The following is a 25,385-nucleotide window of genomic DNA, read 5'->3' on the forward strand; positions in this document are numbered from 1 at the left end:
TCACTGATTATCTATATCCTTTTTTGTTATGTTCGTTTCGGATAAGGTCAGCCAGTCCATTAAGAAATTCGGTCAGCTTACCCGGCTTTCGCTTTATTACGTCCTCATGCTTTTGATGATAGTCTTTCAGTTGAATGTTAAACACCCACTCAAAAGCTTTAGACAAGTCGGAGAGGAAAGCAGGTTTGCCATTTTGATAGACGATACGTTTGGAGAGGAACAGACCGCTGATGATTTCCATTATATCAATCAGATTTGTTTTGTCTGCCAAATAGAGAGGGGGAAAAGGTTGTTTGTTAAAGTGTGGTTTGAATTGTTCCGGGTACTTGATACGCCATTCAACAAGGTGTATTTCATTGTTCAGTAATCCTATCACTTCATCAATGAGATACAAATAAGGCATTTTTTTCTTGCTCAAACCGCACACGGTACGATTTAAGTCTATGCAATCCGAAAGAAAGGTAACGTAGTAAAACGCTGTTATCCTGTTCGTTAGTACTGAAATCGGCTAAATAGTTAGCTAATTCTTCAATAGCTTCTGTAAACTCTGTTACAGATACTTTACGTTGGGAGCATTCCGATAGTAATCGGAAGAAACTTTGCTCTAACATAGTTCTCATAATAATTGAATGTTGATTTATTTGATATTCATTTATTGTTTGTGATGTAGAATGCGAGTATTATTATTGCTAAAAGGCTAATAGTGATATAGTTCCAAATCTTATTGGACGGAATTAGTCCAATACATATAGATGCAATAGCAAATGAAATGCTTTTTAGCATTAATGTATCTGCAATGAATAATCCGACTATAAGATTTCCTAATGATACATTTAGTAAGCCTATATTCAACTTTGTTTTTTCTTTCATAAATCGAATGTTTTATAGTAAAAGCTTCAACATAAATCAGACTTGATTTTTTTGTTGAAGCTTTCTAATCTTTTAGATGCTATTTTTTGAAAAATTATATGATACTCTTTTTCATTTCAAAAACAATATCCTTAATACATACATTTGGTGATAAGTTTAGTAAATAACGAATGGCGTTTAAAATATCATCAGGCTGTACCATTTCATCATTTTTGAAAGGAGTTCCGGCTTTCTTCGCCATTTCTGTATTAACCCAACCGGGACATAAAGAGGTTACATGTATTCCTAACGGAGCTAATTCACGATATAAAGACTCTGCTAAACCCAAAAAGGCAAATTTAGTAGAACCATAAATACCACCGTCAGGAAACCCATATTTGGCAGCACGAGATACTATATTAAAAATATAGCCTTTCCCTTGTGCCTTCATAATGTCAGTTACAATTTTTAAAACACTATATTGGGCTATTACGTTAATTTCCATAATCTTCCTATAGTCATCAACGGACTCATTTAAAGAACCGTCCATGAACATAGCGGCAGCATTTACAAGAATATCAATATCTCCATATTTTTGATGAATGTTCCTAAGTTCACAATCTACTTTTGTACTATCTGTTAAATCTAAAGGTAGTATAATTGGGGACTGTATACACTTTCCCAATAGCATAATTTCATTACATACTTTGTTTAAATTTTCTTCGTTTCGAGCTATCAATACAACCTGATAACCATCATTAGCTAAACCTTTAGCAACTACAGCGCCTATTCCTTGACTGGCTCCTGTAATAATTGCTATTCCTTTATAAGTTTCCATAATCTATATATTTATAAGTTTTTCTTTATCTATGAATGTGTGTCAAACAAAAAAGCCCTGAAACAATTCAAGACTTTCAATTAGTGTGCCACCAATTTGGTATGAAATTTTCAGGAAGCCCTTGAGAGCCTTTTTTCTCCTTGGAAATAATTTCAATAAGCTTATATTCACTCCATACAGGAGTGCCACGCCTATAATCTAAATAGTTTGTTTCACTTATCTTGATTACATATTCATAACCATTCTTATAATCAAAATCTTGTATGTCTGCAAACTGCTTCCATTCTTGTGATTTATCCTTTTTTACAGCATACACATCTGTTAAAACATTGACGCCAATACCCACAATACCTTGTAGCTTTTGTGATGCAACAGTTAAAATATACTCTTGATAGCCAGTTTCTTTTGACTCATTCTCATCTTCATTTTTTTCGCAGCTAACAAAGCTGACGAGACAGATAAAGAACAAAAGTGTTTTTAATGAGTTCTTTGCTTTCATGTTTTTAATATTTTCGGCAAAGAAAAGCAGTATAAAATGAAAAAGCCTTGAATTATTTCAAGGCTCGTATGATATGAAAACGTTACTAAGTTTTTTTAACAGATATGTTTCTTGTTTATGCTATTTCGAATATGGCTAATTGTTTCGGGTGTGACCTGTAGGAATGAAGCCATTTCTTTTAATGTTATATAATCTTGAAAATCAGGGCATCTTTCAGTTAAGTCCATGTATAGTTCTTCTGTGTTTTTACAATAAAAATCTAATAAACGTGTGTATGCCACCATGAATAACTCTTCCGCAAGAACACGTCCTGCAATTTGTGCATCTTCATTCGTATTGAAAAACTTTCTAACTTCTTCTAATGGTACATAGTATATTTTACAATCAGTTACTGCCTGAACTGTAACCAAAGAAGTTATATCTTTCTTTATAAGAGAAGCATAGTCACCAACATATTCACCTTTAAAGACATAACCTACAATATGCTCATTTCCCCTATTATCTATTCGTGTATATCTGAAAAAGCCCTCTACGACATATGCTACATATTTAGCTACAGAACTTTGTTCTACCAAATATTCTTTCTTCTTTATCTCTTTATACTTTCCATGTGATAAAAAAAACTCTTTAAAGACAGAGAGTTCTGGATGTTCCGCATATTTTTGATTAAAGTTTTTCATAAACTAATCTTTTCTACAAAAGTACTAAGAAAATTTCAATCGCTTATAAGCTTTGTTCTATGATTTTTTATCTTTATATCCAAAACGGACTAAACCTATTTAGATTGACAGAGAGATAAATACTGGCGAAAAGAAAAAAAGTAATTGGTATTTTCTTCCTTCGTCAACTTTATCTCATCCGCATTTTACTCGCATTATCAAATCATTAATTTACATACTGTTAATCCTAAAAATGCGGAAAGTGCGGAAAATGCGCCAGTCCTATATTATCCACTTATCTCTCATTTCTTTCACAATATCTTCATCATGCAAGTGTGTGTAAATATCCTTGATGTCATTACCTTCTGCATGTCCCATAATTCGCTCTGCTATTCCGTCACGAATGCCTTTTTTGGCAGCAATCGTCCGGAAAGAGTGACGTGCCCGATGGAAAGTAATAGGCTCTGCAAGAAAAAGCGAGAATGTGAAGTAAAAACGTAAGTCGTTTGAAATGAGCAAGATTTCTGTATTCTGCCAAATAGAGAAAATGCAAAAGGGGACGGATTGTTGAGGTTGTTCAGTAACCAAAACGTTAGCCGCCCTGTTACCGAAACGGACAGTGGTAACGGAATGAAGTAAAATGAAGTCCGCACCGTTCCGTTTGCACTCATACACAGTGTTTTGCATATCAAGGAACGCTTATATGGCAAGTAATTTTGCACAACTAAAATATAAGCGTTATGAAAGTAGAAAAATTCAAGGTATTGCTCTACCTCAAAAAGAGCGGACTGGACAAGTCGGGCAAAGCCCCAATAATGGGAAGGATTACGGTGAACCGCACAATGGCGCAGTTCGGATGCAAGCTGTCATGCACACCCGAATTGTGGAATCCACGTGAAAGTCGTCTGAACGGCAAGAGCCGTGAGGCAGTGGAAACCAATGCCAAGATTGACAAGCTGCTGTTGGCAGTGAACACGGCATTCGACAATCTTGTAGAGCGCAAGGTTGATTTCGATGCCACCGATGTGAAAGACCTTTTCCAAGGCAGCATGGAAACGCAGATGACCCTCATGAAAATGACGGACATTGTATGTGACGACATCAAGGCTCGTATTGGCATAGACCGGGCAAAGGGTACTTATCCGGGGTATCACTATATGCGGCTGGCACTCCAAGAGTTCATCGAAACCAAATACAAGGTCAAGGATTTGGCTTTCGGACAGCTGACGGAGCAGTTCATCCACGACTATCAGGCTTTCGCAATGGGAGAAAAAGGGTACGCGATTGATACCGTCCGGCATTACCTCGCCATCCTGAAGAAGATTTGCCGCCTTGCCTACAAGGAAGGGTATTCCGAGAAATGCCATTTCCAACATTTCACATTGCCCAAACAGTCGGAAAGAACCCCACGGGCATTGAGCCGCGAATCGTTCGAGAAAATCCGTGACGTGGAGATTCCCTCGTACAGGAAAACGCACATGCTGGCACGCGACCTTTTCCTGTTCGCCTGCTATACGGGCGTATCATACGCCGATGTGATTTCCATCACGGAAGAAAACCTATACACGGACGACAACGGGGCATTGTGGCTGAAATACCGCAGGAAGAAGAACGAACATAGGGCGAGCGTCAAACTACTGCCCGAAGCGTTGGCACTGCTTGAGAAATACAAGGACGATACACGGGAGACACTCTTTCCGATAATCCACCACCCGAATATGAAGCGGCACATGAAGGCATTGGCGGCACTGGCAGGCATCAAGGATAATTTGTGCTACCATCAGGCGCGGCATAGTTTCGCTTCGCTGATAACGCTTGAAGCGGGCGTGCCGATTGAGACCATCAGCCGAATGTTGGGACATTCAGATATTTCCACCACTCAGGTCTATGCCCGTGTCAGCCCGAAGAAACTTTTCGAGGACATGGACAAGTTTATCGAAGCGACCAAGGATTTTCAATTAGTTCTTTAATCTTTTAATACATAAAACGATATGCGAAGTACATTCTCATTGTTGCCCTACATTAACCGCAGCAGGGTGAAGGCGGACGGAACGACAGGTATCCTTTGCCGCATCACCATTGACGGAAAGCAGACCGTCGTCAGTACAGGAATCTATTGCCGCCCGGAGGACTGGAACGGCAGGAAGAATGAGATAAAGTCGGTAAGGGAGAATAATCGCTTGCAAGAATACCTCCGGATTGTTTCAGAAGCATACGAGGAAATACTGAAATCGCAGGGCGTGATCAGTGCGGAGATATTGAAGAACCACATCACTTTGAACAATGTCCATCCGACCACCATCCTGCAAATGGGCGAATGGGAAAGGGAGCGGTTGAGGAAACATTCCGAAGAAATAGATTCAATTTCCACTTACCGAAGTTCAATGTACTATCAGAAGTATCTGACGGATTATCTCGCGTCTTTCGGGAAGAAGGACATCGCCCTTGAGGAAGTGACGGAGGATTTCGGCAAGTCCTACAAGGCATATTTGAAGAAGTGCAAGAATTTCGGGGCTTCCCAGACCAACAAATGTATGTGCTGGCTGAACCGTCTGTTATACCTTGCCGTGGACAGGGATATTATCCGTGTGAATCCCTGTGAGGATTTGGAATACGAGCCAAAGCCGGAGGCAAGGCACAAGTACATCAGCCGTGAGGAGTTCAAAAGAATCCTTTCCACCCCGATGTATGACAAACGTCAGGAGCTTGCAAGGCGGGCTTTCATTTTTTCCACGCTGACGGGATTGGCGTATGTGGATATAAAATTGCTACATCCGCACCACATTGGACGTAACGCAGAGGGCAAGCAGTATATCCGCATCAACCGCAAGAAGACGAATGTGGAGGCATTCGTGCCACTGCATCCCATAGCGGAGCAGATATTTTCACTATACAACACAACTGACGATGAGCAGCCCGTGTTCCCGCTTCCGAGCCGTGACGCCCTGTGGTTTGAGATTCATGAGATAGGCGTAATCATTGGCAAAGAGGATAACTTGTCCTATCATCAAAGTCGGCACAGTTTCGGAACGTTTCTGATTTCGGCGGATATATCTGTCGAAAGTATTGCTAAGATGATGGGACACTCCAATATCCGCACTACACAAGGATATGCACGGATAACCGATGATAAAATCTCAAAGGACATGGACAAGTTGATGGAACGGAGGAAGAAAGTGTCGGCTGGCGAAAAGACAAACAATAACAAACAACATCAAAATAAGGGGTAGTATGAATAGAGGAATCATTACAATCAGTGAAACGGGTATGGTCACTATGCCGACCGAACCCGTGTGGATGACGCAACAGGAGATTGCCGACCTGTTCGGCGTGTTCTCCTTCCACGTTCGCAAGGCAATCCGTTCTATTTACAAGAACAAGGAAATGAGTGAACTTGACACAATGAAGTACGTCAGGCAAGCGGATGGAATCAGCTATGACGTTTACAGCCTTGAAATGGTTATAGCCATTGCATTCAGGATACGCAGTAAAGAAAGTATCTTGTTCAGACAGCTTATAATCAGTAAAGTGATTGCCAAAACGAAAAAAACTCCGGTTACATTGTTTGTTTCTTGTGGCAGGAGAAGCAACCTATGGTATAGTTGAGGCTCATTCCGTCAGTCACCTGTTCCCGATGCACGGATGCAAAGGTAGCGCATGGATCTGATGGTAGCGGCAAGGTCAGGCGACAGAGCCGTTTCGGACAGAATCTTCCTCAAACAGGTTTGAGCGTATTCAGCCCGAAAACCTTGCCCCTGCCAGCCATACGCATGAAAGGCATCCGGCAACGGAAACAAGCGACTGACGGAAAATCAGAAAAGAGGAACGGCTTACAGGCGCAGCGGGATTTTGATGCTCCGTCCGTAAGCCGTTCCTTTCTTTTTTGCCGGAAGTCCATTGCTGCCGCAATCATGAGGCAGACGGCAAACTGCGCTCCTTCAAGAAAGTCATGTGCCTGTCAGCCGATAGGCGGAACGGTAGCCGTCAGCAAGCATCCGTTCGATGTCGGATTCACGATAGAGGATTTTACCGCCTAACTGGATGTAGGGGATGCGTCCCTCATTACGATAGTCTTGAAGTGTCCGGCGGCTCACTTTCAGCCGTGCCGAAACCTCCTTGTCGGTAAAGAAACGCTCGCCGCCCAGTGTCGGGCGGTAGTTGGCGGTCATACGCTCGAAACTGTCAAGCAGACGGTCGATGCTGCCCATGAAGTGGATTATCCACTCGTTGTTTTTGGTCATTAACTCATTCATATACTTTGGATTTAGTGGGTATTATTATTTTACTTTGTTCATTGCGTCAAGTTCATATTGTCCTTCCCTTGAACTTGGCGTCCTTACGTCTGTCTTCCACAACAGAGACGATACGCTGCACGTCTTCGGAACGGTAGTACGTCTTGTGATTTATCTGCGAATAGGCAAGCGTGCCGTTGTCCCGCAGGGTCTGCAACGTGCGCGGACTGATGTTCAACATCCGGCACACGTCCTGATTGTCCATCCACTCTGCCATTTTCTTCTCTCCGTGCCGCTGGCAGATGGTATCCATGCGGCGGACGAAATGGTCGAACTTGGCGACCATCGCCTCAAAGGTCTTTCTTTCGATTGATACTATTTCCATATACTTCATTTTTTGTTGTTTTTGCTTCTTTTCGCTGCAAAGAAAAGGGTAATCCTTTATAAAACAATGGATTTTTCAAAACTGGCAGCTTGTGGCACAACGATGTAGCGGTTGTCCGGGGTGGCAATGTCTATGCCTCCGTAAAATCTGCTCTCTTCATCGGCTGCTGTTCCTTTTAGTTCTAATAGGTAAGGGGTAAGACTTCCCTTGCCGTATTCTTAACAAGGCGGAACAAGTCATTGGCAAGATTGGAAATAAGCCCTTATTCCATTTTCACATCGCATCCCGTCTAATTCAAGCATTCCGGCAAATCGGTGAAGTTTGCACCAATGTCCGAACAGGCATTAAGCAAAGCCACACAAAATTGCCGAATAGAATCCAAACGCTTGACTGACTGCATTAAAACACCTTATTTCGCTGGCGATAATCGGTCGAGGTACAGACCAAGACCACAGTAATAACTAACCAATTTATTTTATGGCAACAAGAAAAGAAGCAACCATCAGTGAGCAGCAAGCTCAGGAAATCGTGGAAAGAATGAGCCGCAGGGAATCCCGTGACAGGACTTTCATGAACGACTTCTACAAACGTATCGGTTTGGAGCCGGACAAGCCGGAACCTCCCGATGCTCCCGACACCCCGAAAGCGGAAACCGCCATGCCAGAAGAAACAGCGGAAGAGGTGGCGAATGAAATGCTGGAAGAAAACGCAAGCGACATGCCCGGAAAGGCGGCAGTGCCGCAGAAACGCATCAGCAGCAAGCAGCGCAGGCTGTCGCTGGACGAGTACCGCACCACTTACCTGCAAGTCCCCAAGATTGCCGACCGCAAGCCCGTCTTCGTCAGCGGCGAGGTGCGCGACAGTCTGGACAGGATAGTCCGCTACTTCGGTGGCAGGGGCATGAGCGCATCGGGGATGGTCGAGAACCTCGTCCGCCAGCACCTCGAAACCTATCGGGATGACATCGAGCAATGGCGCAAGCTCTGATCGGATTGCGATGGAACCAGTCAAGCCGGTGGATGCACTCCATCGGTTTGACCGACATTCCAAATGAGTTATTGCACTCGCAAACCAATCCGACAGGCGGAGGATTCGTGTGTCCTCAAAGACACAGCAAGTTTATGTTTCGGGCAGCCCGAAACCACTTGCCCCGCTCCAAACCTCGCAGGGAAGGCACATCCCGTTGGTCTATCTTATGCACAATTATTACAATCAGTGATTAAACTAAAGAATAGAAAATCATGGACAACGAAAAAAGAAAGAATAATATAAAAGGTAACAGACGGGAACAAGCCAACAAGGGAGGTCGTCCCGTCAAAGGAGCCACCGAGAAACTGAAATACCGTATCACGGTGAAGATGGCAACGGAAGACTACTACCTGTTGAAGTCAAAATCGAAGTCAGCAGGTGTTTCCACCAGCGAGTTCATTCGTGGTTGTATCAAAGAGGGCGGTGTAAAGGAACGGCTCTCGAAAGAGCATGGCGACCTTATCCGTAAACTATGTGGCATGGCTAACAACCTGAACCAACTGGCACGAAAGGCGAATGCCGAGGGGTATGCTTCCGTATTTGTTACTTGCCGCACACTGATGATAGAGATAGACAATCTTGTAAACCGGATACGCCTATGATAGCAAAAATCATGAAAGGTTCGGACTTCAAGGGTGTGGTTTATTACATTCTGAACGATGAGAAAGGTGCTCAAATCATAGATTCTGACGGCTTATTTCTGGAAAATAACGATACGATAGTACAAGGATTTATCGGGCAAGCACAAATGAATCCGAGGCTGGCAAAAGCTGTCGGTCATATCGCTTTGAGTTTTTCTAAGGAAGATGCACCACGACTGAACAATACGGTCATGGCACAGATAGCCCGTGAGTATATGGAACGGATGGGTTTCAAGAACACACAGTACATCATCGGGCGGCACTTTGACAAGGAGCATCCGCATGTGCATATTGCGTTCAACCGTATCGACAATAATGGCAAGACCATATCCGACAGGAACGACCGCTTCCGCAGCGAGCGTATCTGTAAGGAACTTACCAAGATGTACGGGCTTCATTTTGCCAATGGCAAGGAGCAAGTGAAGACAGACCGATTGCGTGAGCCGGATAAGACGAGGTATGAGTTGTACCAAATCTTGAAGACGGAGGTCAGCAGATGCAAGGTTTGGAATACCCTGCTTGAAAGATTAGAACGGCAAGGCGTAGATGTGCAGTTCAAATATAAGGGACAGACGACTGAAATTCAAGGTGTCATCTTTACGATGAACAGCTATCGCTTCAACGGTTCAAAGGTGGACAGGCAATTCAGCTACTCCAAGATTGATGCGGCATTGAACCGCAACAATTACGGGGAGTGGAAGATGCAAACTCAATCGCAGACTAATCGGGAAGAAATAGGCCCGACTTCAAGTGTCGGCGGCGAACTTATCAATGGCTCATTAGGCTTGTTCACACCAACCAATATGCCGGAGGAGCAACAACCTTACGACCCGTATCTGAAAAACAAGAAAAAGAAGAAACAACGTAAAATCAACTGGTAATCATGGCAGACAACAATGTATTCATCCTCTTTGAGGAAATCAAGACCGCCTTAAAAGGCATAAATGGCAAGCTGGAAGCATTGCCCAAGGTGGCAGGACAACAATCACAAATAGAAAATAATGAACCGGATTTATCTCCAATTAAGGAGGCTATTGTGGAAACAGCAAAAGCTCAATCTGGAGAAATTAAGGGCTTGTTGGATAAGCACTGGAAGGCTTACGCACAGATTTCCACCCTGATACTGCATCACCTTGATACAATCAAGAAGTCGCAGGATGAACAAGGTGTGCAACAAGAGCCACAACCGCAGGAGCATATCCACCGGCATAATTTTGACATCAAGTCAAGCAAGGTTTTTTCTTTCGTTGTGGGATTGGGTGTGGCATGTGCCTTATCCCTGTGGGGCAATATCTCGCAATGGCAGTCCAATAGGAAGTATTCCGATGATGCGTTGAGGTTCCGTGCTATCCGCTCTTGGGGTGGATGTGATGCCAATGATTTGCTTTGGTTGAACAAGGTGTTTGACATCCACCGAGACGAGAAGGCCATTGAGTGGATACGGAAGCAGGCTGATGGGTATGAAACATCCCTGAAAGCGGTTTCCGACAGCCTGATGCAGGAGAGTATCAAATTAAAATCCGATTGATATGGCATCGGTAAAGGTCAAGTTTCGTCCCTCCACCGTGAACGGCAGGGAGGGTACACTCTACTATCAGGTCATCCACAACCGTGTGGTCAGACAGATAAACACCGAGTATAAACTTTTCGTTTCGGAATGGGACCGCTATTCCGAAACGGTTGTCTTACATCATATATCAACAGGACAAGAGCGGAACAACTATCTACTTTCAATCGGTTCACGCATCAAGTGGGACAAGGACAGGCTGAACAAGATTATACATGCGTTATCCCAGTCCGGCACATTTGTGACGGATGATATAGTCATGCGCTTTCACGACAACAGGCAAGAATTATCGTTCAACGCTTACATCAGCCAGCAGATAGCAAGGCTGAAACGCTTGGGGAAGATACGTACTTCGGAAACCTACACTGCCGCTCTCAGGCGTTTCAGCGGTTTTATGAATGACAAGGAGGTCTTGTTTGACCAGCTTAACGCAGATTTGTTTGCTGAGTACGAGGCTTATTTGAAAGGCAGGGGAAATACGCCCAATACCATATCCTTTTATATGCGTATCCTGAAAGCGGTTTATAACCGTGCGGTGGAAGACGGATTGACCGAGCAACGGCATCCGTTCAAGTCCGTTTATACAGGAGTGGAGAAAACCATGAAGCGAGCCATATCGCTCAACGACCTTAAACGCATCAAAGGATTAGACTTGTCGTTGAAGCCCAATCTTGATTATGCGCGTGATATGTTCCTGTTCTGTTTCTATACAAGAGGAATGTCGTTCATTGATATGGCTTATTTGAAGAAGAAGGATTTGCAGAACGGGATTCTTTCTTATCGCAGACGCAAAACAGGACAACAACTATTCATTAAATGGGAAAAGTGTATGCAAGGGATTCTTGACAAATATCCGATAAACGAAACAGAGTATCTTTTACCCATTATTACACAACGGGACACAGATTATCGGAAACAATATACCAACGAACTTCATCTGGTGAACCATTTGCTGAAGAAAATCGGGAAGCAGCTGGATTTGCCGATACCCTTGACAATGTATGTCGGACGACATTCATGGGCAAGTGTTGCCAAGAGCCGTAATGTGCCTATCTCTGTCATCAGTGAAGGAATGGGGCATGATTCCGAGAACACCACGCAGATTTATCTTGCATCATTAGATACTACAGTGGTGGATAAAGCCAATAAGAAGATACTGGATTTGCTGTAAAGTCGTGAATGTTTTGCGAATCAGTCCAACGCTTACCAAGAGACGGATATTACAATGCAAAATTACGCAAAATAATGATTTTTAGGATATAAAACGCTGAAAATCTTACTTATTGCCATGCTTTTGTTTTGCGAGGAATATCGAATGTTTTGCGAAATTATCCATAAAGAGGGAAAAATACAACTCAATATCAATGGAATAAGGCAACTCATCCGTCTCTTGGTAAGAGAAAAACCTTTTTCCCTTATTTCTATAAGAGACGGGCGTAAACTTGAAATAAAATGCCCGTTGAAGTTGACATATTGGAAGATAGTATCTTTAGGCTTTCGCCCGACTTGCTGAACACCCTGCTCAAAGATCATACCATGAGCAAGGAGGGTATTCAGCGCAATATCTTTTGGGCGACTTCTGATTATGAAAGCCTGGGTGAAGAGTATGAATACGATGCTCCTATTTTCTCGCATCTCATCACCGGGGACAACGGCCATATCATCATGCCGCGTGTTCTGAAAAGCCGTGACACACAGGCTGCACGTTCCCGTGATATGGCGGAGGTGTTCACTCCGTCATGGATATGCAATGCACAGAACAACCTGATTGATGAAGCATGGTTCGGACGAAAGGATGTGCTCAATACGGAATATACGGATGAAGATGGCAACCATCGCTGGCATACCAATTCGAATCCGATAACCTTTCCCGAAGGTAAGAGTTGGAAAGATTATGTGCGTGATACTCGTTTAGAAATCACTTGTGGAGAAGCTCCCTATATCGTCAGCCGATACGACACCACCACCGGAGAGATGATTCCATTGGAACAACGCATTGGTTTGCTTGACCGTAAGTTGCGGGTAGTTGGCGAAAACACGGAAACTTCCGGCGAATGGTTGGAGTGGGCGCAGGAAGCGTACAAAAGTATATACGCTTACGAATGGCAAGGTGACAATTTGCTGATTGCCCGTGAATCCATGCTTATCTCCTTTATCGAATACTATCAACAAAAGTTCGGCAAGCGCCCCTTGTTGAAATCCATCAATTATATCGCCTACATCATTTCATGGAACGTTTGGCAGATGGACGGGCTTAAAGGTGTCGTGCCGAATAGTTGCGGTGAACGCCGGACTGTTGTAGCCGACTTGTTCGGGACAAGGGAAGAAGTCTGTCAATGCGAAGGCTGTCAGAAAGATGACATCCGCAGGCACAACGGTGTCTATTGCCAAATCAAGGACTGGCGGGCCAAAGACCCTAAAACGGGAAAGATGGGAAAACGAATCCGATTTATCGACCTCATAAAATAGTGCAGTATGAAATTCACATCTTCACTAAAATTAAAACTGATATATGTGTTCCGCATCAATGATGCTGCACATAGGGGATGCCTGAAAGTGGGCGAGGCCACTTGTGACCATGACAATGTCTTCGGTCTTGCTCCGAACAGCAAGGCTCTCAACGAGTCCGCGAAGAAACGCATCAACCAATATACGCAGACGGCTGGTATCGCATACGACCTCTTATATACGGAACTGACGATATGCAACAGCAAAAAGGGCTTGTGCTCTTTCAACGACAAGGAAGTGCATAGCGTTCTGGAACGTTCCGGCATCAGAAAAAAGATATTCGATACCGAGAACAAAGCCAACGAGTGGTTCATCACCGACCTTGAGACTGTCAAACGGGCAATAGTTGCCGTAAAGGAGGGACGGGAATCGCTCTCTTCCGCCGAAGTTTCATACGACCAGACTCCGATTGTATTCCGCCCGGAACAACGGGAAGCCATTGAAAAGACCAAGAAACAATTCAAGAAGGGTAATCAGATGCTTTGGAACGCCAAGATGCGTTTCGGCAAGACGTTGTCAGCCTTGCAGGTGGTGAAAGACATGGATTTCAGCCGCACACTGATTCTTACCCATCGCCCCGTGGTGGATAGCGGCTGGTTCGAGGATTTCGGCAAGATATTCTATGACTGTCCCTGTTTTGCATACGGCTCAAAGAACAATGGTGACAGCCATGCTTCACTTGAAGCGAGAGCGAAGCAGGGTAAATGTCAATATGTCTATTTCGCTTCCATGCAGGATTTGCGCGGTTCTGAACTTGTGGGCGGCAATTTTGACAAGAACAATGAAGTGTTTGCCACCGCTTGGGATTGCATCATCGTGGACGAGGCGCACGAAGGGACACAGACGGAACTCGGCAAGGCTGTCATGCAGGAACTGACAAAAGCAAATACCAAGATATTGCGACTTTCCGGCACTCCGTTCAACCTGTTGGATGACTTCAAGGAGGACGAGATTTACACTTGGGACTATGTGATGGAGCAACGGGCAAAGGCTTCATGGGATTTGACCCATTTCGGTGATCCGAATCCATACGCCTCCCTGCCCACGATGAACATCTATACATACGACCTCGGACGGTTGCTCCATGAGTTCGTGGATGAAGATGTGGCTTTTAACTTCCGTGAGTTTTTCCGGGTAAATGAAGCCGGAAACTTTATCCATGAAAAAGATGTGAAGGCATTTTTGAATCTTATCTCCAAGGAGGACAAGGACAGTTGCTATCCGTTTGCCAACGGGGAATATCGCAACATCTTCCGTCATACGCTATGGATGTTGCCGGGTGTGAAGGAGGCTCGTGCCATGAGTGCTTTACTACAATCACATCCTGTATTCCAGCATTTCAAGGTGGTGAATGTGGCAGGAGACGGTGACGAGGACGAAGAGAGCAAGGATGCGCTTGCTGCGGTGGAAGAAGCCATCGGCAAAGACCCTGATGCCACTCGTACCATTACCTTGTCTTGCGGACGATTGACCACGGGTGTCAGTGTCAAGGCGTGGACGGGCGTATTCATGTTGTCCGGCTCTTATAATACCGCTGCATCAAGTTATATGCAGACTATCTTCCGTGTGCAGACGCCTGCCACCATCAACGGACGCGTCAAGGAACAGTGTTATGTGTTTGATTTTGCGCCGGACAGAACACTGAAAGTTATTGCCGAGACAGCGAAGATTTCCTCTAAGGCAGGAAAGACCAGCGGGAACGACCGCAAGATTATGGGTGAGTTCCTGAACTTCTGTCCGATTATCTCCATCGAAGGCTCCAAGATGAGCCAGTTCGATGTACCCAAGATGTTGGAGCAGCTTAAACGTGTTTATGTGGAAAGGGTTGTCCGCAACGGTTTCGAGGACAAGAGTCTGTATGATGATGAGTTGATGAAACTCAACGACTTGGAATTGCAGGAGTTTGACGACCTGAAAAAGATTATCGGCCAGACCAAGGCAATGCCAAAGACCAATCAGGTGGACATCAACAACCAAGGACTGACCGATGAGCAATACGAGGAACTTGAAGACCTTGAAAAGAAATCCAAGAAGAGAGGCAAGGACAAGCAACCTTTGACGGAAGAGGAGAAGAAACGTCTTGAAGAATTGAAAAAGAAAAAGAACAACCGCGAGGCTGCCATTTCCATTCTTCGGGGTATCTCCATCCGTATGCCATTGCTTATCTACGGTGCAGAGTTACAAGATGAATCACAAGAGATAACCATTGACAACTTCGCTTCGCTCATCGACCCGCAGTCGTGGGAGGAGTTCATGCCCAAGGGCGTAACCAAACAGAAGTTCAACAGCATCAAGAAATACTATGACCCGGAGATATTCTGTGCGGCAGGCAAACGCATCCGTGCTATGACCCGTGCCGCAGACAAACTTAGTGTGGAGGAACGCATCGAGCGTATAACGGATATATTCAGCACATTCCGCAATCCCGACAAGGAAACGGTGCTCACGCCTTGGCGTGTCGTCAATATGCACCTTGGCGATTGTCTGGGAGGATATAACTTCTTTGAAAAGGGTTATGAAACCACTTTGTCCGAGCCTCGTTTCATTGACCGTGGCGAAGTGACAGCTAATGTGTTCGCCCCGGATTCCCAGATTCTTGAAATCAACTCCAAATCCGGATTATATCCTCTATACATGGCATACAGCATTTACCGTGCAAGGCTCAAGGACTCCCTATTTTCGGTGTCTAGTATTGAGGATGAACAGCGCATTTGGGACAAGGTGGTGGCTGAAAATATCTTCGTCATCTGTAAAACTCCGATGGCAAAGAGCATCACCAAACGCACCCTTATAGGTTTCCGTAAAGCGAAGGTAAACACCCGATATTTCGAGGACTTAATCAATCAAATCAAAAACAAACCGGAACATTTTATCAAGCAGGTAGATAAATTCATCACAGAAAGAACAGAAATAAAGAATATGAAAATCAATGCGATAGTGGGTAATCCGCCATATCAAGAGGTTGTTGCACAAAAGGAAACTGCAAATGGGCAAAAAGTTAGTGTTAGTATATTCCAATACTTTCAAACAATAAGCGACCGATTAGGTAGATACACTTCTCTTATCTATCCCGGAGCAAGATGGATTCATCGTTCCGGAAAAGGACTGGAGCAGTTTGGTATGTCACAAATAAACGATCCACATTTGTGCTTTCTGAAATTCTTCCCTGATTCAACAGATGTATTCAAAGAAGTTGGAATCGCTGATGGTTTGTCTATAGTGATGAAAGATACGCAAAAGAAGAGTAATGGATTTAGATACGTTTATTCTAAAAAAGGTAAGGAGGTGACGATTGAAGCCAATAATCCGAAAGAAGAATTATTCTCTTTGAATCCTCTTGATAATGAAATCACAGATTCTTTGAATTGCGCTATTATAAAATATGGATGTTTACATGATGCCATATTACCTCGTAGTCTGTTTTCTATCGAAAGTGATTTCGTTGAAAAGAATCCTATGCTAGTGAGAGACTATCACGAAGGTGACAATTATGACCCTGAATCAGAAATAAAACTCTTCACAAATGACAAAGCAGGTAAGAGTGGCAGAGCCAGATGGTATATTGCAAACAAAGAGGTTCTCACTACAGGGCTTGAACACTTAAGCAAATGGAAAGTCATCGTTTCAAGTGCCAATGCCGGAGGACAAAAGCGTAGCAACCAAATTGCCATCGTAGATAATCACAGTGCATTTGGTCGCTCTCGCGTAGCATTGAAAACATTCGCTACAGAACAAGAGGCCAAGAACTTTTTCAAATATGCCACCAGCGAGATAATCCGCTTTGCTTTCCTGCTTACCGATGAATCTTTAACCTCTTTGGCAAAGAAGGTTCCAGACTTATTGGATTACACTGACGCTAACGGTATCATTGATTACAATGGAGATGTGAATGCTCAACTTTATAAATTGTTGGGTATTGATGATAGGAATCAACAGCATATAAAAGAATTACTCTCACAAAAATGAGATTTTTGTCGTACATAAAATGTACATAGATTTTATATCAAGCAATTCCATGACTAAACTTTCGGTATCCACAATGAAGTGTGGACACCGAAAGTTTAGTCATGGATATACTGTTTAATCATATTGTCAAAATTTGTTCTAAACTCTTGTGCCTCCTCAGAAATTGAACTTAAAAAAGGATTAAGGACTTTACAACCGTTTCGCCCCCAATATTTTAATTGGCTATTAAACCATTTTTTTGCGTTTTGGCGTCCCAGTTCACCTCCTGCATTTATTTGTTCCATGGAATACTCTCGGAAACAGAATTGTTTTGTGTACCCATCTGCAATCTTAGACCATAATGGGTCTGCATCAGATAGATTATACAAATAAGAGGCCAATAGTCTTTCTGGAGATTTATTTCCCGGTAAAATCAAAATGTTATCTGCATTGTTGATTTTCCTGAGATCATTTTTATTCATTCTAACATCCCCATCTAATATAACAATAGAATATGGATATATAAAAGCAGGCACTCTTTTGGTTACAAGTTCCATTAATGTTGAACATGGTAATGTTACATCCACAAAATCCAACACAAAAGTCTTGCTCTTTAAAATAGCTTTTACAAATAATATATTTTCCTTGTCTTCCGTATATGCTGTAATTCTGTTTTTCTTGCGATTATTTCCTTCTGCAACAACATTTAAATCCAATTGAATGCCTTTGAAGTTCACGCCCTGTTTAATTGCAATCTTATCATCAACCTTCTTAAGGTAAAGGATCTTTGCTTGATTGGCTGTTTCTTCTTTTTTAGTTACTTCTTGAACTAAATCATCCATTGCCTTAAGAAGAGACATTGAATGAGTTGTAAATAAAATTTGCAAATTCAACTTAGATGCATATTTGCGCAAAACCTTTAACAACTCTACTTGGGATGCGGGATACATTGTTGCATCCATCTCATCAATGGCCAAAATACCGCCTTTGTATTGTTGGGGATATTTGTCATGTAATCTTTTAAAAGAAAATAACGCCAAGATAATTTTACCTAAATTATCTTGCCCCATAGAGTTTTGATTCCAATCGTATAGTTCTGTGGATACACCTATAGATTGCTTGTTTTTTGATGTGATTGTTGTTGCGGAAGAAATGGGAGTTTGTGCTATTAGAATTTTATTATGCAATTGCTTAAACTCATTTAGTTCTTCTTGCGTTAATAATGTATCATCTGTAATGATTTTAGCTTCCTCTGCCACTGGAACTAATCGCTTTAGACTTAAAAAGATTGTGGGGAAGGAAATGTATCCATCTCCTTCTTGCCTAGCTCCTTTTTTCCAAAAACGGACATTAGGATCTCCTGTTCGTTTGATACTTTCAACAGTAAAATCATCCATTCCTGCATCAAAGGAAATAGTCCATTCATGACCTTTTGGTTTATCAAAAGTAGGTGATAACCTAAACTTATCTTTGAATGCGGAAATATAACTACCACCACACAAGGGCTTTTCAACTCTCATAGGATCTTCTGTCTTAAGAGTGAAAGTTTGTGTTATAATACCAAGTAATGTTGACTTTTGAGTTCCGTTTTGCCCTGCAATTGCTGTTAACAAAGAGCCTACTTCAAAATCTTCATTTTGAAATCCTCGGAATCTTTCGATATGAATGTGCGTTATTTTCACTTTGTAGAATGGTTAAATAGTTTGTGTTTGGGGATAACTATGCCATCGCAAAATACCATTATCTCTTTACCTTTCCCGGAATTACTCGCACTATAATTCAATTCAAAACATTGCTGTCTATATTTTGAATATAGGCTGGTTATGAATGGTACATTATCATAAGAGACAATCCACTTACAATTTGCAATCTCACTTATAGTGTTAGCTATATTTTGATGATCTGTATCATTATAGTAATTCAGATAAAGTCCTTTACCTTTTACATAGTATGGTGGGTCTAAATAAAATAACGTATTATACGGTAATTCATTTTTTAACCGTTGTACTAAAGAAACAGCATCTTCATTTGTTAAATGGATTCTATCTGCATAATCTGCTATACGTTGAATCCTTTTTATCAAATCTTCTTTGTTGAATCTTGCATCAATCTTATAATTTCCAGTTTGGTCATAACCGCCAATGACTCCTGCTTTCAAGATTCCTGAGCGATTAGTCCTATTCAAGAAGAATGTAGAAAAGCCTAATTCTAACAAGTTAGAATTCTCTTTATTGGATTGAATTTCTTTTTGTTTAAACCAAGTTTCAACATTTAAAGGGGTATCCTTTATCATCTTGCAGAGAGCATCCACGTTATTTAAGGCACTATACCAAAAGGCATAAATAGATATATCCTTATCATTTATATGTATGTCGCTGACATATTCATTAAAGAGCAAAGATAATGCAACGGAACCACCTCCAACATATGGTTCAACATAAGTGCCATCGAGCAATGCGTTTTCTTTGATTAAGCATTGTACGAAATCAGCAACTTTAGCCTTACCGCCAGGGTATCTTAAAGGTGATAGAAATTCCATAATATTATTCTTTATTCTTTATTGATTCCCACAATTGGATAAAAAAACTTTCTATGTTGTCCCATCCAGTAATCAAATTATCTGCTTTAGGGTAGAAAAACTCGTTATGAACATATGCATTCAATGATTCGATTGAAAGAACTGAATTTTTATCATTTATTTCAGACCTTATGCCCTTTGATAAGTCATTACTCATTGTTCCTAATTGGGTCATATGATTTAAGACTTTACCAACTTTCCCTTGCAAACTTTCACCAGAAGAACAAGCTGTAATAGCATTGTTTCTTACTAAATCAAATTTCTCCAAATAGGCATCAACAGATAGTTCTAAAAATACTCTTAAAAGGACTGAAGATGCATTGGGGCATGTCTTGACCTGAACATGTTTTAGCTCCTCGAAAATTTTATTAATTTTCGGGTTGCTGATATGTAAATTCAAAGACTTGGGCACTAAAGCTCCTCTATTTCTTGTTTTCCTGTTTTTATCCCCTTTTATTTCTTGTTTCTCGCTATTTCTTGATGCTTGTTCTTTATTGTTTTCAATATCTTGAACACTCCATTGTTCAGATGCTTCATTAGACAAATCTGGCTTTTGACTCTTGTCAAAATTATCAATATATTGCTTTCTTTTTTCTCTGTTATAGATATCAGAAACTTTGAATTCCGGATTCAGAATGTCTGTAACAACTTTTAAAAGCCCCTTAATGACTTCGGACACTTTAACCTTTGAAACTAAAATTCCATTGTTAATTTCCAAGCCAAGGTGTTCTCTAACATATGGATCCGACATCAAACGTTGCAAGTTGGTAATGTTTAATTTAGATAATGAATCCTTAATCGTATCAGAAACCTCTTCTTGTGATTTCAGCAAAGTGATAATTTGCAATGGAATTGATGATTTCCCTTCTGTCTTCTCCTCGAATCTTTGCTTTTGTTGAGCGTTCCAAGTGACAGTTCCGATACCATTAAGTTCTCCAGAGTGTTTACGTTTTATCCATATATCAGCTTCAGTAGGGGTTTCAAAAACAGCACAAGCAATATTCTTCAATTCAGAAATAGCATTAGGTTTTTCTTTTTGTAATTTCTGAAATTTCTTCCTTAAAGGAGAGTATTTGTCATCTATTAGTGTCGGATTATTTAATAGTTTTAATGACGTTATTCGCCTATTTCCTTCAAGTACAACATACTTATTGCTATCTTCGTTGGGTGTTACAATAATCAAATCGACGGGGCTAAGACCATTGGTTACAATATCGTCCACAAGAGAATATAATTTATCCCCTTGATCCTCTATCATCTTATCTATTGCTTCTTTTTGTGATGATAAAGGCTCAAATCTATAATTTTCCGTATTGACAAATAGTGATGTCAATTTTATCGTTCTTATAACCATGGCAAAACCAATACTTGTTAGTTTGCAAAGTTACTCATTTTTAGTGAAGTTAGCAGTATTTGAACAATAAAAATGCACAGGAATCTGCGATTTTGCACGATTTTACAGGATGAAGTTTATTGTAAATCAATTCTAATCACTATCTTTGCATTGCAAAAAGGCGTTCTTTTGATTTAATGCAAGACGAGGTAAAATACAGAACTTCACTCGTTTCCAAATCGTTACCTATCAAGAAACGAATCTTTGCAATCTATTCAAATTCAGCGATAAAGGCAATTCAATATGCCTTAACCCGTGAAATGTCATTGTTTTGTCTATTTTCAAATCAGCCATTATATCTTTCAAATAACGGTTTGTCGGCTGATTGGATATAGGTAGGAAAATCTTTTGGCATGGTTCACCATTCCCAAGCAAAGCTACTACTACAGGCGAAACAATAGGAATCTTGTAGGTTACACTGGTCTTTGTACGTTCATTACACAATATAAGGTAAGTTTCACCAGTATCAACTTTAATCGGCTTGATGTCCGAATAGGTAAGGATGGAGAACTCGGCAAATGACAAGCTGGTATAACAGCTAAACAAGAACTCTCTTAATACCTCTTGCTTTCCTTTACTATATTCTTTCTTATCGTATGCACTTTGTAGCCTTTTAAGTTCTTCTTCTGTCAGTACATCATTATTCTGTGCCTTGATATTTTTTTTAATTTCAAATTTTTCATAGGGGTTCTTTGCCAGCTTCTCCTTATCGACAGCGATACCAATCAGGAATTTCAAGTTAGAGTGCTTCTTATAAACAGTGGAAAGAATATTGCCAACTTCCAGTTCGTGATTATGGAACTGCTGGATAAAGTCCAAAGTAATCTCACCAAAAGAAAGGGTAGGTTTCCATTCTTTCATGGTATTGATTAACTTGTAATAGTTAGAAATCGTTCCGGCTGCCCGGGATTGCTTTAGCTGCTCTATCTCATTCTCTATGAAAACATAGAAATCCGTATTGCCGTGATGCTTATCTTTAAGGCGTTCTAAGAATTGGGGCAGAGGCAACGGAGCAAAGAAATTCTCCATAACAATCGTGTCTGCCTTCTGATAAACTTCACTGATGGCTTTGTTGTAGTAGTAACAACGAGGTTCGGAACCACGAACGGTATTCGACACCTTATTCCAATGCTTAGGGTAGACTACTATGTTCATACTGATAAGAGTAGAACGACGGTAAGCAGTGTAGCGCAGACAAACCATTTGTTTGCCTTCTTTGGTTGCGTAATCTTTGCGCAACTCAATCTTAATCGTAGCTTTCATTACAATTCTTCGCTGTTTTACTGTAAAACAATTGTAAAACAAAAGCTGAAAACTATGAAATTTCTTCTTCCAGTCCTTCCACCACAGAGGACATAAGTAGTTGAAAAACAAAAGGATTAGAAATTTTCATTCTAATCCTTTCTTGCTTTTGGAGGTTCCTGGCGGATTCGAACCGCCGTACACGGTTTTGCAGACCGCTGACTAAGCCACTCATCCAAGGAACCAGTCTTTTCTCATTTGCGGTTGCAAAGGTAGCACATTTTTTGAAAATACCAACTATCCGCAGCATTTTTTCTTCTTTTCTTTTTTCGTGGCACTACACTCTGCATGCTTCTCATCCATCAATCGCTTTAAGTCACAACCGGTTACGCAATTTGCACATGGATTACCATTTTCTTTTGTCCGGTGGAAAAAAGCATAAATTCCCCATCCGATCCGGACAATACACAACAGTAACAGGATTACAACCGCCCATTGTTGCCAATTCATCATACAAATAATCCTCCTATTCTATAAATAGCAAATGCCATTATCCAAGCGAGCAGCGTGGTATACACTGCCGTAAATAACGCCCATTTCCAGCCACCGGATTCTTGCTTGATTGCTACAATCGTAGCTATACATGGGAAATAGATCAATACAAACACCATATAGCAGAAAGCTACCAACGGTGTAATCGGAATACGTTCGGCAAGACTTACGGCATCTGCTTCAGCGTCATTCGTATAAAGCACACCCAGTGTACTTACCACTAATTCCTTAGCGCCCACACCTGAAAGTATACCGATACCAAGTTTCCAGTCAAAACCCAAAGGTTCAATCACTGGCTCCATAGCCTTTCCTATCTGTCCGATGTAGGAATTCTCCTGCTGTTCAGCAACCGTTTCATACGCATCATGGTCAGGATAATATCCCAATGCCCATATCACGATGGAAGCTATCATGATAATACCTCCCATTTTACGCAGATATTGTGCACCTTTCTCCCACGTATGTCGGAAAATGACTTTTGCCGTCGGTAAACGGTAAGGTGGAAGTTCCATAACGAACGGAGTATCATCTCCCTTCACCAAAAAACGGCTGAACAAACGCGCCATCAACACCGCCAATAGGATACCTATTGAATATATTAATAACAGTATCAAGCTACCATTGTTCGGGAAAAATGCACCTACCAGCAACAAATAAATAGGCAGACGGGCACTACATGACATCAACGGATTGACGAGCATGGTAATAAGTCGGCTTTTACGATTCTCAATAGTGCGCGAAGCCATAATAGCAGGTACATTACATCCGAAACCCATAATCAGAGGAATGAAGGATTTACCATGCAACCCCATCTTATGCATAATCTTATCCATGATAAACGCAGCACGTGCCATGTAACCGGAATCTTCCATCAGTGATATGCAGAAATAAAGAATAAGGATGTTCGGCAAGAAAACAATCACACCACCAACTCCGCCTACAATACCGTCTACTAACAAATCTTTCAACGGTCCATCCGCCATATTGGCATGTATAAAGTTACCGAGAGTTTCTACCAGCCATTCGATACCCATCATCGGATATTCACCGAGCACAAACGTACCTTCGAACATGAGATACATGAACAGGAAGAAAATGGGGAATCCCCACACACGATGCGTTACAATGGAGTCTATCACACGGGTAGTATGTTCCTTATCCAGATGATTATCCACAAAGGTTTCTTTTAGTGCACCGGATATAAAACCGTATTTTGCATCAGTAATTGCCTGATCACAATCCTCATTCAGCACATCTCGGATGCGGCGACTTTCCTGATCACGGACAGCAATGATTTCTTTACCATTGGGTAAAGTTTTAGTCAACGTTTCCAAATCCGGATCATTCTCCAGAAGTTTGATGGCAAGAAAGCGAGTGGAGTACTTATGACGGATATCCTCATTCTCACTAATCACCCTCTTCACCTCTTCAATACTGCGTTCCAGTTCAGGACCGTGATTAATGTGAATATGACGATAGAATCCATGATGACGCACTTCTTCCTCTTTATGCCCCCCACCGGTATAGCCGGGCACATACTCGCGATGCCATTCGCGCAGGTCATTTAACACTTCGGTACGTACCTTGCCTTTCTTATCGAGGAAGTCGGCACCTTCGTAAATGCTGATAACAACGTGAAAAAGATCTTCGATGCCTTTGCCCGTACGTGAAACGGTAGGAACCATAGGGACACCAAAGAGTTCACTCAGTTTCATGTAATCCAGCGTGTTACCACTGGCTTCCAATTCATCGTACATATTGAGAGCCATCACCATACGTACGTTCATGTCAATCAATTGGGTGGTGAGGTATAGATTACGTTCCAGATTAGATGAATCTACCACATTGATAACAATGTCCGGAGTTTCATCAATAATATGATGACGGACATACATTTCTTCAGGACTATATGCCGATAGCGAATATGTACCCGGCAAATCGACTATACGGAAATGATAACCTTGAAAATTAAAATGACCTTCCTTAGCATCCACTGTAACGCCGCTATAGTTACCAACATGTTCGTGTGAACCGGAAGCAATGTTAAACAGAGAGGTTTTCCCACAGTTCGGATTACCCACTAATGCAACATTAATGGTGCGGCGTTTACCGAGGGCGATACGTTTCAGTTCCTCTTCACCCGGATAAATGTCTTCACTCATTCCCGGATGAAAATTCGGTTTTGTCACTTGTTCTTTCGCCTCATATTCGCTGAGTACTTCAATCATTCCTGCCTCCTGACGACGCAAAGAGATTTCATACCCCATTACTTTGTATTTTATCGGGTCTTTCAGCGGAGCATTCAGCAAAACTTCGACAGTCTTGCCTTTAACAAAGCCCATTTCTACAATCCGTTTGCGGAAACCGCCATGCCCCAGAACTTTAACAATTACACCTTTTTCTCCAGTTTTTAATTCGGATAAACGCATAGCCTACTCTCTTTCTTTTATTTGGATGCAAAGATAAAT

Annotated in this window: 26 protein-coding genes and 1 tRNA gene; 12 read left to right on the forward strand and 15 right to left on the reverse strand. The window is 41.8% G+C overall.

The window, feature by feature from the left end; all coding sequences use genetic code 11:
• Positions 1-7 precede the first annotated feature (7 nt).
• From DW182_RS07995 to DW182_RS08025, 6 genes are all read right to left on the reverse strand, one after another.
• Positions 8-427 carry an RteC domain-containing protein gene (locus DW182_RS07995; RefSeq protein WP_049702412.1) on the reverse strand — a complete coding sequence of 140 codons (420 nt, stop codon included), beginning with the start codon at positions 425-427 and terminating at the stop codon, positions 8-10.
• On the reverse strand, positions 381-620 hold the full coding sequence (locus DW182_RS22455) for a hypothetical protein (protein ID WP_083444191.1): 240 nt from the start codon (positions 618-620) through the stop codon (positions 381-383). Before DW182_RS22455 ends, DW182_RS07995 begins: the two co-directional genes overlap by 47 nt.
• A 344-nt stretch (positions 621-964) precedes the next feature.
• A complete protein-coding gene (locus DW182_RS08010) occupies positions 965-1,687 on the reverse strand; it encodes an SDR family oxidoreductase (protein ID WP_118295228.1) in 723 nt (240 codons plus the stop codon).
• A 76-nt stretch (positions 1,688-1,763) separates the two neighbouring features.
• Positions 1,764-2,186 (reverse strand): DUF4377 domain-containing protein, encoded by a 423-nt coding sequence (locus DW182_RS08015; protein WP_049703311.1) that lies wholly within the window; start codon positions 2,184-2,186, stop codon positions 1,764-1,766.
• A 95-nt stretch (positions 2,187-2,281) separates the two neighbouring features.
• Entirely contained in the window at positions 2,282-2,866 is a 585-nt protein-coding gene (locus tag DW182_RS08020) for a Crp/Fnr family transcriptional regulator (protein ID WP_049702409.1), read from the reverse strand.
• 261 nt (positions 2,867-3,127) lie between these two features.
• Positions 3,128-3,532: a tyrosine-type recombinase/integrase gene (locus DW182_RS08025; protein ID WP_199678564.1), complete on the reverse strand. Its 405-nt coding sequence runs from the start codon at positions 3,530-3,532 to the stop codon at positions 3,128-3,130.
• A 53-nt stretch (positions 3,533-3,585) separates the two neighbouring features.
• Between DW182_RS08025 and DW182_RS08030 the strand changes: the two genes are divergently transcribed.
• From DW182_RS08030 to DW182_RS08045, 4 genes are read left to right on the forward strand one after another with little or no spacing between them, the layout of a single operon-like run.
• Complete coding sequence (locus DW182_RS08030; protein ID WP_118295229.1) at positions 3,586-4,815, forward strand: site-specific integrase; 1,230 nt, start codon at positions 3,586-3,588, stop codon at positions 4,813-4,815.
• Positions 4,816-4,836: 21 nt separating this feature from the next.
• Complete coding sequence (locus DW182_RS08035; protein WP_118295230.1) at positions 4,837-6,075, forward strand: site-specific integrase; 1,239 nt, start codon at positions 4,837-4,839, stop codon at positions 6,073-6,075.
• A 1-nt stretch (position 6,076) separates the two neighbouring features.
• On the forward strand, positions 6,077-6,451 hold the full coding sequence (locus DW182_RS08040) for a hypothetical protein (RefSeq protein WP_118295231.1): 375 nt from the start codon (positions 6,077-6,079) through the stop codon (positions 6,449-6,451).
• The gene (locus DW182_RS08045) at positions 6,448-6,882 is read left to right on the forward strand and encodes a hypothetical protein (RefSeq protein ID WP_118295232.1); all 435 of its coding nucleotides are present in this window, start codon (positions 6,448-6,450) and stop codon (positions 6,880-6,882) included. Before DW182_RS08040 ends, DW182_RS08045 begins: the two co-directional genes overlap by 4 nt.
• Here DW182_RS08045 and DW182_RS08050 read toward each other — a convergent pair.
• Together DW182_RS08050 and DW182_RS08055 are read right to left on the reverse strand one after the other, a co-directional pair.
• Positions 6,793-7,098 carry a helix-turn-helix domain-containing protein gene (locus DW182_RS08050; protein WP_118295233.1) on the reverse strand — a complete coding sequence of 102 codons (306 nt, stop codon included), beginning with the start codon at positions 7,096-7,098 and terminating at the stop codon, positions 6,793-6,795. The genes DW182_RS08045 and DW182_RS08050 overlap by 90 nt on opposite strands.
• 52 nt (positions 7,099-7,150) lie before the next feature.
• The gene (locus tag DW182_RS08055) at positions 7,151-7,462 is read right to left on the reverse strand and encodes a helix-turn-helix domain-containing protein (protein ID WP_118295286.1); all 312 of its coding nucleotides are present in this window, start codon (positions 7,460-7,462) and stop codon (positions 7,151-7,153) included.
• Positions 7,463-7,939: 477 nt separating this feature from the next.
• Between DW182_RS08055 and DW182_RS08060 the strand changes: the two genes are divergently transcribed.
• The 8 genes from DW182_RS08060 to DW182_RS08095 all read left to right on the forward strand — a co-directional run bounded on the left by DW182_RS08060 (position 7,940) and on the right by DW182_RS08095 (position 17,173).
• Positions 7,940-8,449 (forward strand): DUF3408 domain-containing protein, encoded by a 510-nt coding sequence (locus tag DW182_RS08060; RefSeq protein ID WP_118295234.1) that lies wholly within the window; start codon positions 7,940-7,942, stop codon positions 8,447-8,449.
• Positions 8,434-8,685, forward strand: coding sequence for a hypothetical protein (locus DW182_RS08065; RefSeq protein ID WP_118295235.1), 252 nt, complete (start codon positions 8,434-8,436; stop codon positions 8,683-8,685). The genes DW182_RS08060 and DW182_RS08065 overlap by 16 nt, the downstream gene beginning before the upstream one ends.
• Before the next feature lie 18 nt (positions 8,686-8,703).
• Positions 8,704-9,093, forward strand: coding sequence for a plasmid mobilization relaxosome protein MobC (mobC, locus tag DW182_RS08070; protein ID WP_118295236.1), 390 nt, complete (start codon positions 8,704-8,706; stop codon positions 9,091-9,093).
• A complete protein-coding gene (locus tag DW182_RS08075; RefSeq protein WP_118295237.1) occupies positions 9,090-10,013 on the forward strand; it encodes a relaxase/mobilization nuclease domain-containing protein in 924 nt (307 codons plus the stop codon). The genes mobC and DW182_RS08075 overlap by 4 nt, the downstream gene beginning before the upstream one ends.
• 2 nt (positions 10,014-10,015) lie before the next feature.
• Complete coding sequence (locus DW182_RS08080; protein WP_118295238.1) at positions 10,016-10,660, forward strand: hypothetical protein; 645 nt, start codon at positions 10,016-10,018, stop codon at positions 10,658-10,660.
• A gap of 1 nt (position 10,661) precedes the next feature.
• Positions 10,662-11,870: a site-specific integrase gene (locus DW182_RS08085; RefSeq protein ID WP_118295239.1), complete on the forward strand. Its 1,209-nt coding sequence runs from the start codon at positions 10,662-10,664 to the stop codon at positions 11,868-11,870.
• A 281-nt stretch (positions 11,871-12,151) separates the two neighbouring features.
• Entirely contained in the window at positions 12,152-13,168 is a 1,017-nt protein-coding gene (locus tag DW182_RS08090) for a restriction endonuclease subunit M (protein ID WP_118295240.1), read from the forward strand.
• A 6-nt stretch (positions 13,169-13,174) separates the two neighbouring features.
• A complete protein-coding gene (locus DW182_RS08095; RefSeq protein ID WP_118295241.1) occupies positions 13,175-17,173 on the forward strand; it encodes an Eco57I restriction-modification methylase domain-containing protein in 3,999 nt (1,332 codons plus the stop codon).
• Between the two features lie 95 nt (positions 17,174-17,268).
• On the opposite strand, the gene DW182_RS08100 is transcribed toward DW182_RS08095, so the two are convergent.
• The 7 genes from DW182_RS08100 to feoB form a co-directional block, all read right to left on the reverse strand.
• Entirely contained in the window at positions 17,269-18,834 is a 1,566-nt protein-coding gene (locus DW182_RS08100) for an AAA family ATPase (RefSeq protein ID WP_118295242.1), read from the reverse strand.
• Positions 18,831-19,691 carry a DNA adenine methylase gene (locus DW182_RS08105; protein ID WP_118295243.1) on the reverse strand — a complete coding sequence of 287 codons (861 nt, stop codon included), beginning with the start codon at positions 19,689-19,691 and terminating at the stop codon, positions 18,831-18,833. The genes DW182_RS08100 and DW182_RS08105 overlap by 4 nt, the downstream gene beginning before the upstream one ends.
• A gap of 4 nt (positions 19,692-19,695) precedes the next feature.
• Entirely contained in the window at positions 19,696-21,084 is a 1,389-nt protein-coding gene (locus tag DW182_RS08110; RefSeq protein WP_032952316.1) for a hypothetical protein, read from the reverse strand.
• 228 nt (positions 21,085-21,312) lie between these two features.
• Positions 21,313-22,386 (reverse strand): site-specific integrase, encoded by a 1,074-nt coding sequence (locus DW182_RS22130; protein ID WP_158580794.1) that lies wholly within the window; start codon positions 22,384-22,386, stop codon positions 21,313-21,315.
• 149 nt (positions 22,387-22,535) lie between these two features.
• Positions 22,536-22,610, reverse strand: a tRNA-Cys gene (locus DW182_RS08120).
• A 52-nt stretch (positions 22,611-22,662) separates the two neighbouring features.
• Positions 22,663-22,878, reverse strand: coding sequence for a hypothetical protein (locus tag DW182_RS08125; protein WP_118295244.1), 216 nt, complete (start codon positions 22,876-22,878; stop codon positions 22,663-22,665).
• A complete protein-coding gene (gene feoB, locus DW182_RS08130) occupies positions 22,875-25,346 on the reverse strand; it encodes a ferrous iron transport protein B (protein ID WP_118295245.1) in 2,472 nt (823 codons plus the stop codon). Before feoB ends, DW182_RS08125 begins: the two co-directional genes overlap by 4 nt.
• Positions 25,347-25,385: the final 39 nt, after the last annotated feature.

This window comes from Bacteroides sp. AM16-24, assembly GCF_003471885.1.
Classification (GTDB): domain Bacteria; phylum Bacteroidota; class Bacteroidia; order Bacteroidales; family Bacteroidaceae; genus Bacteroides.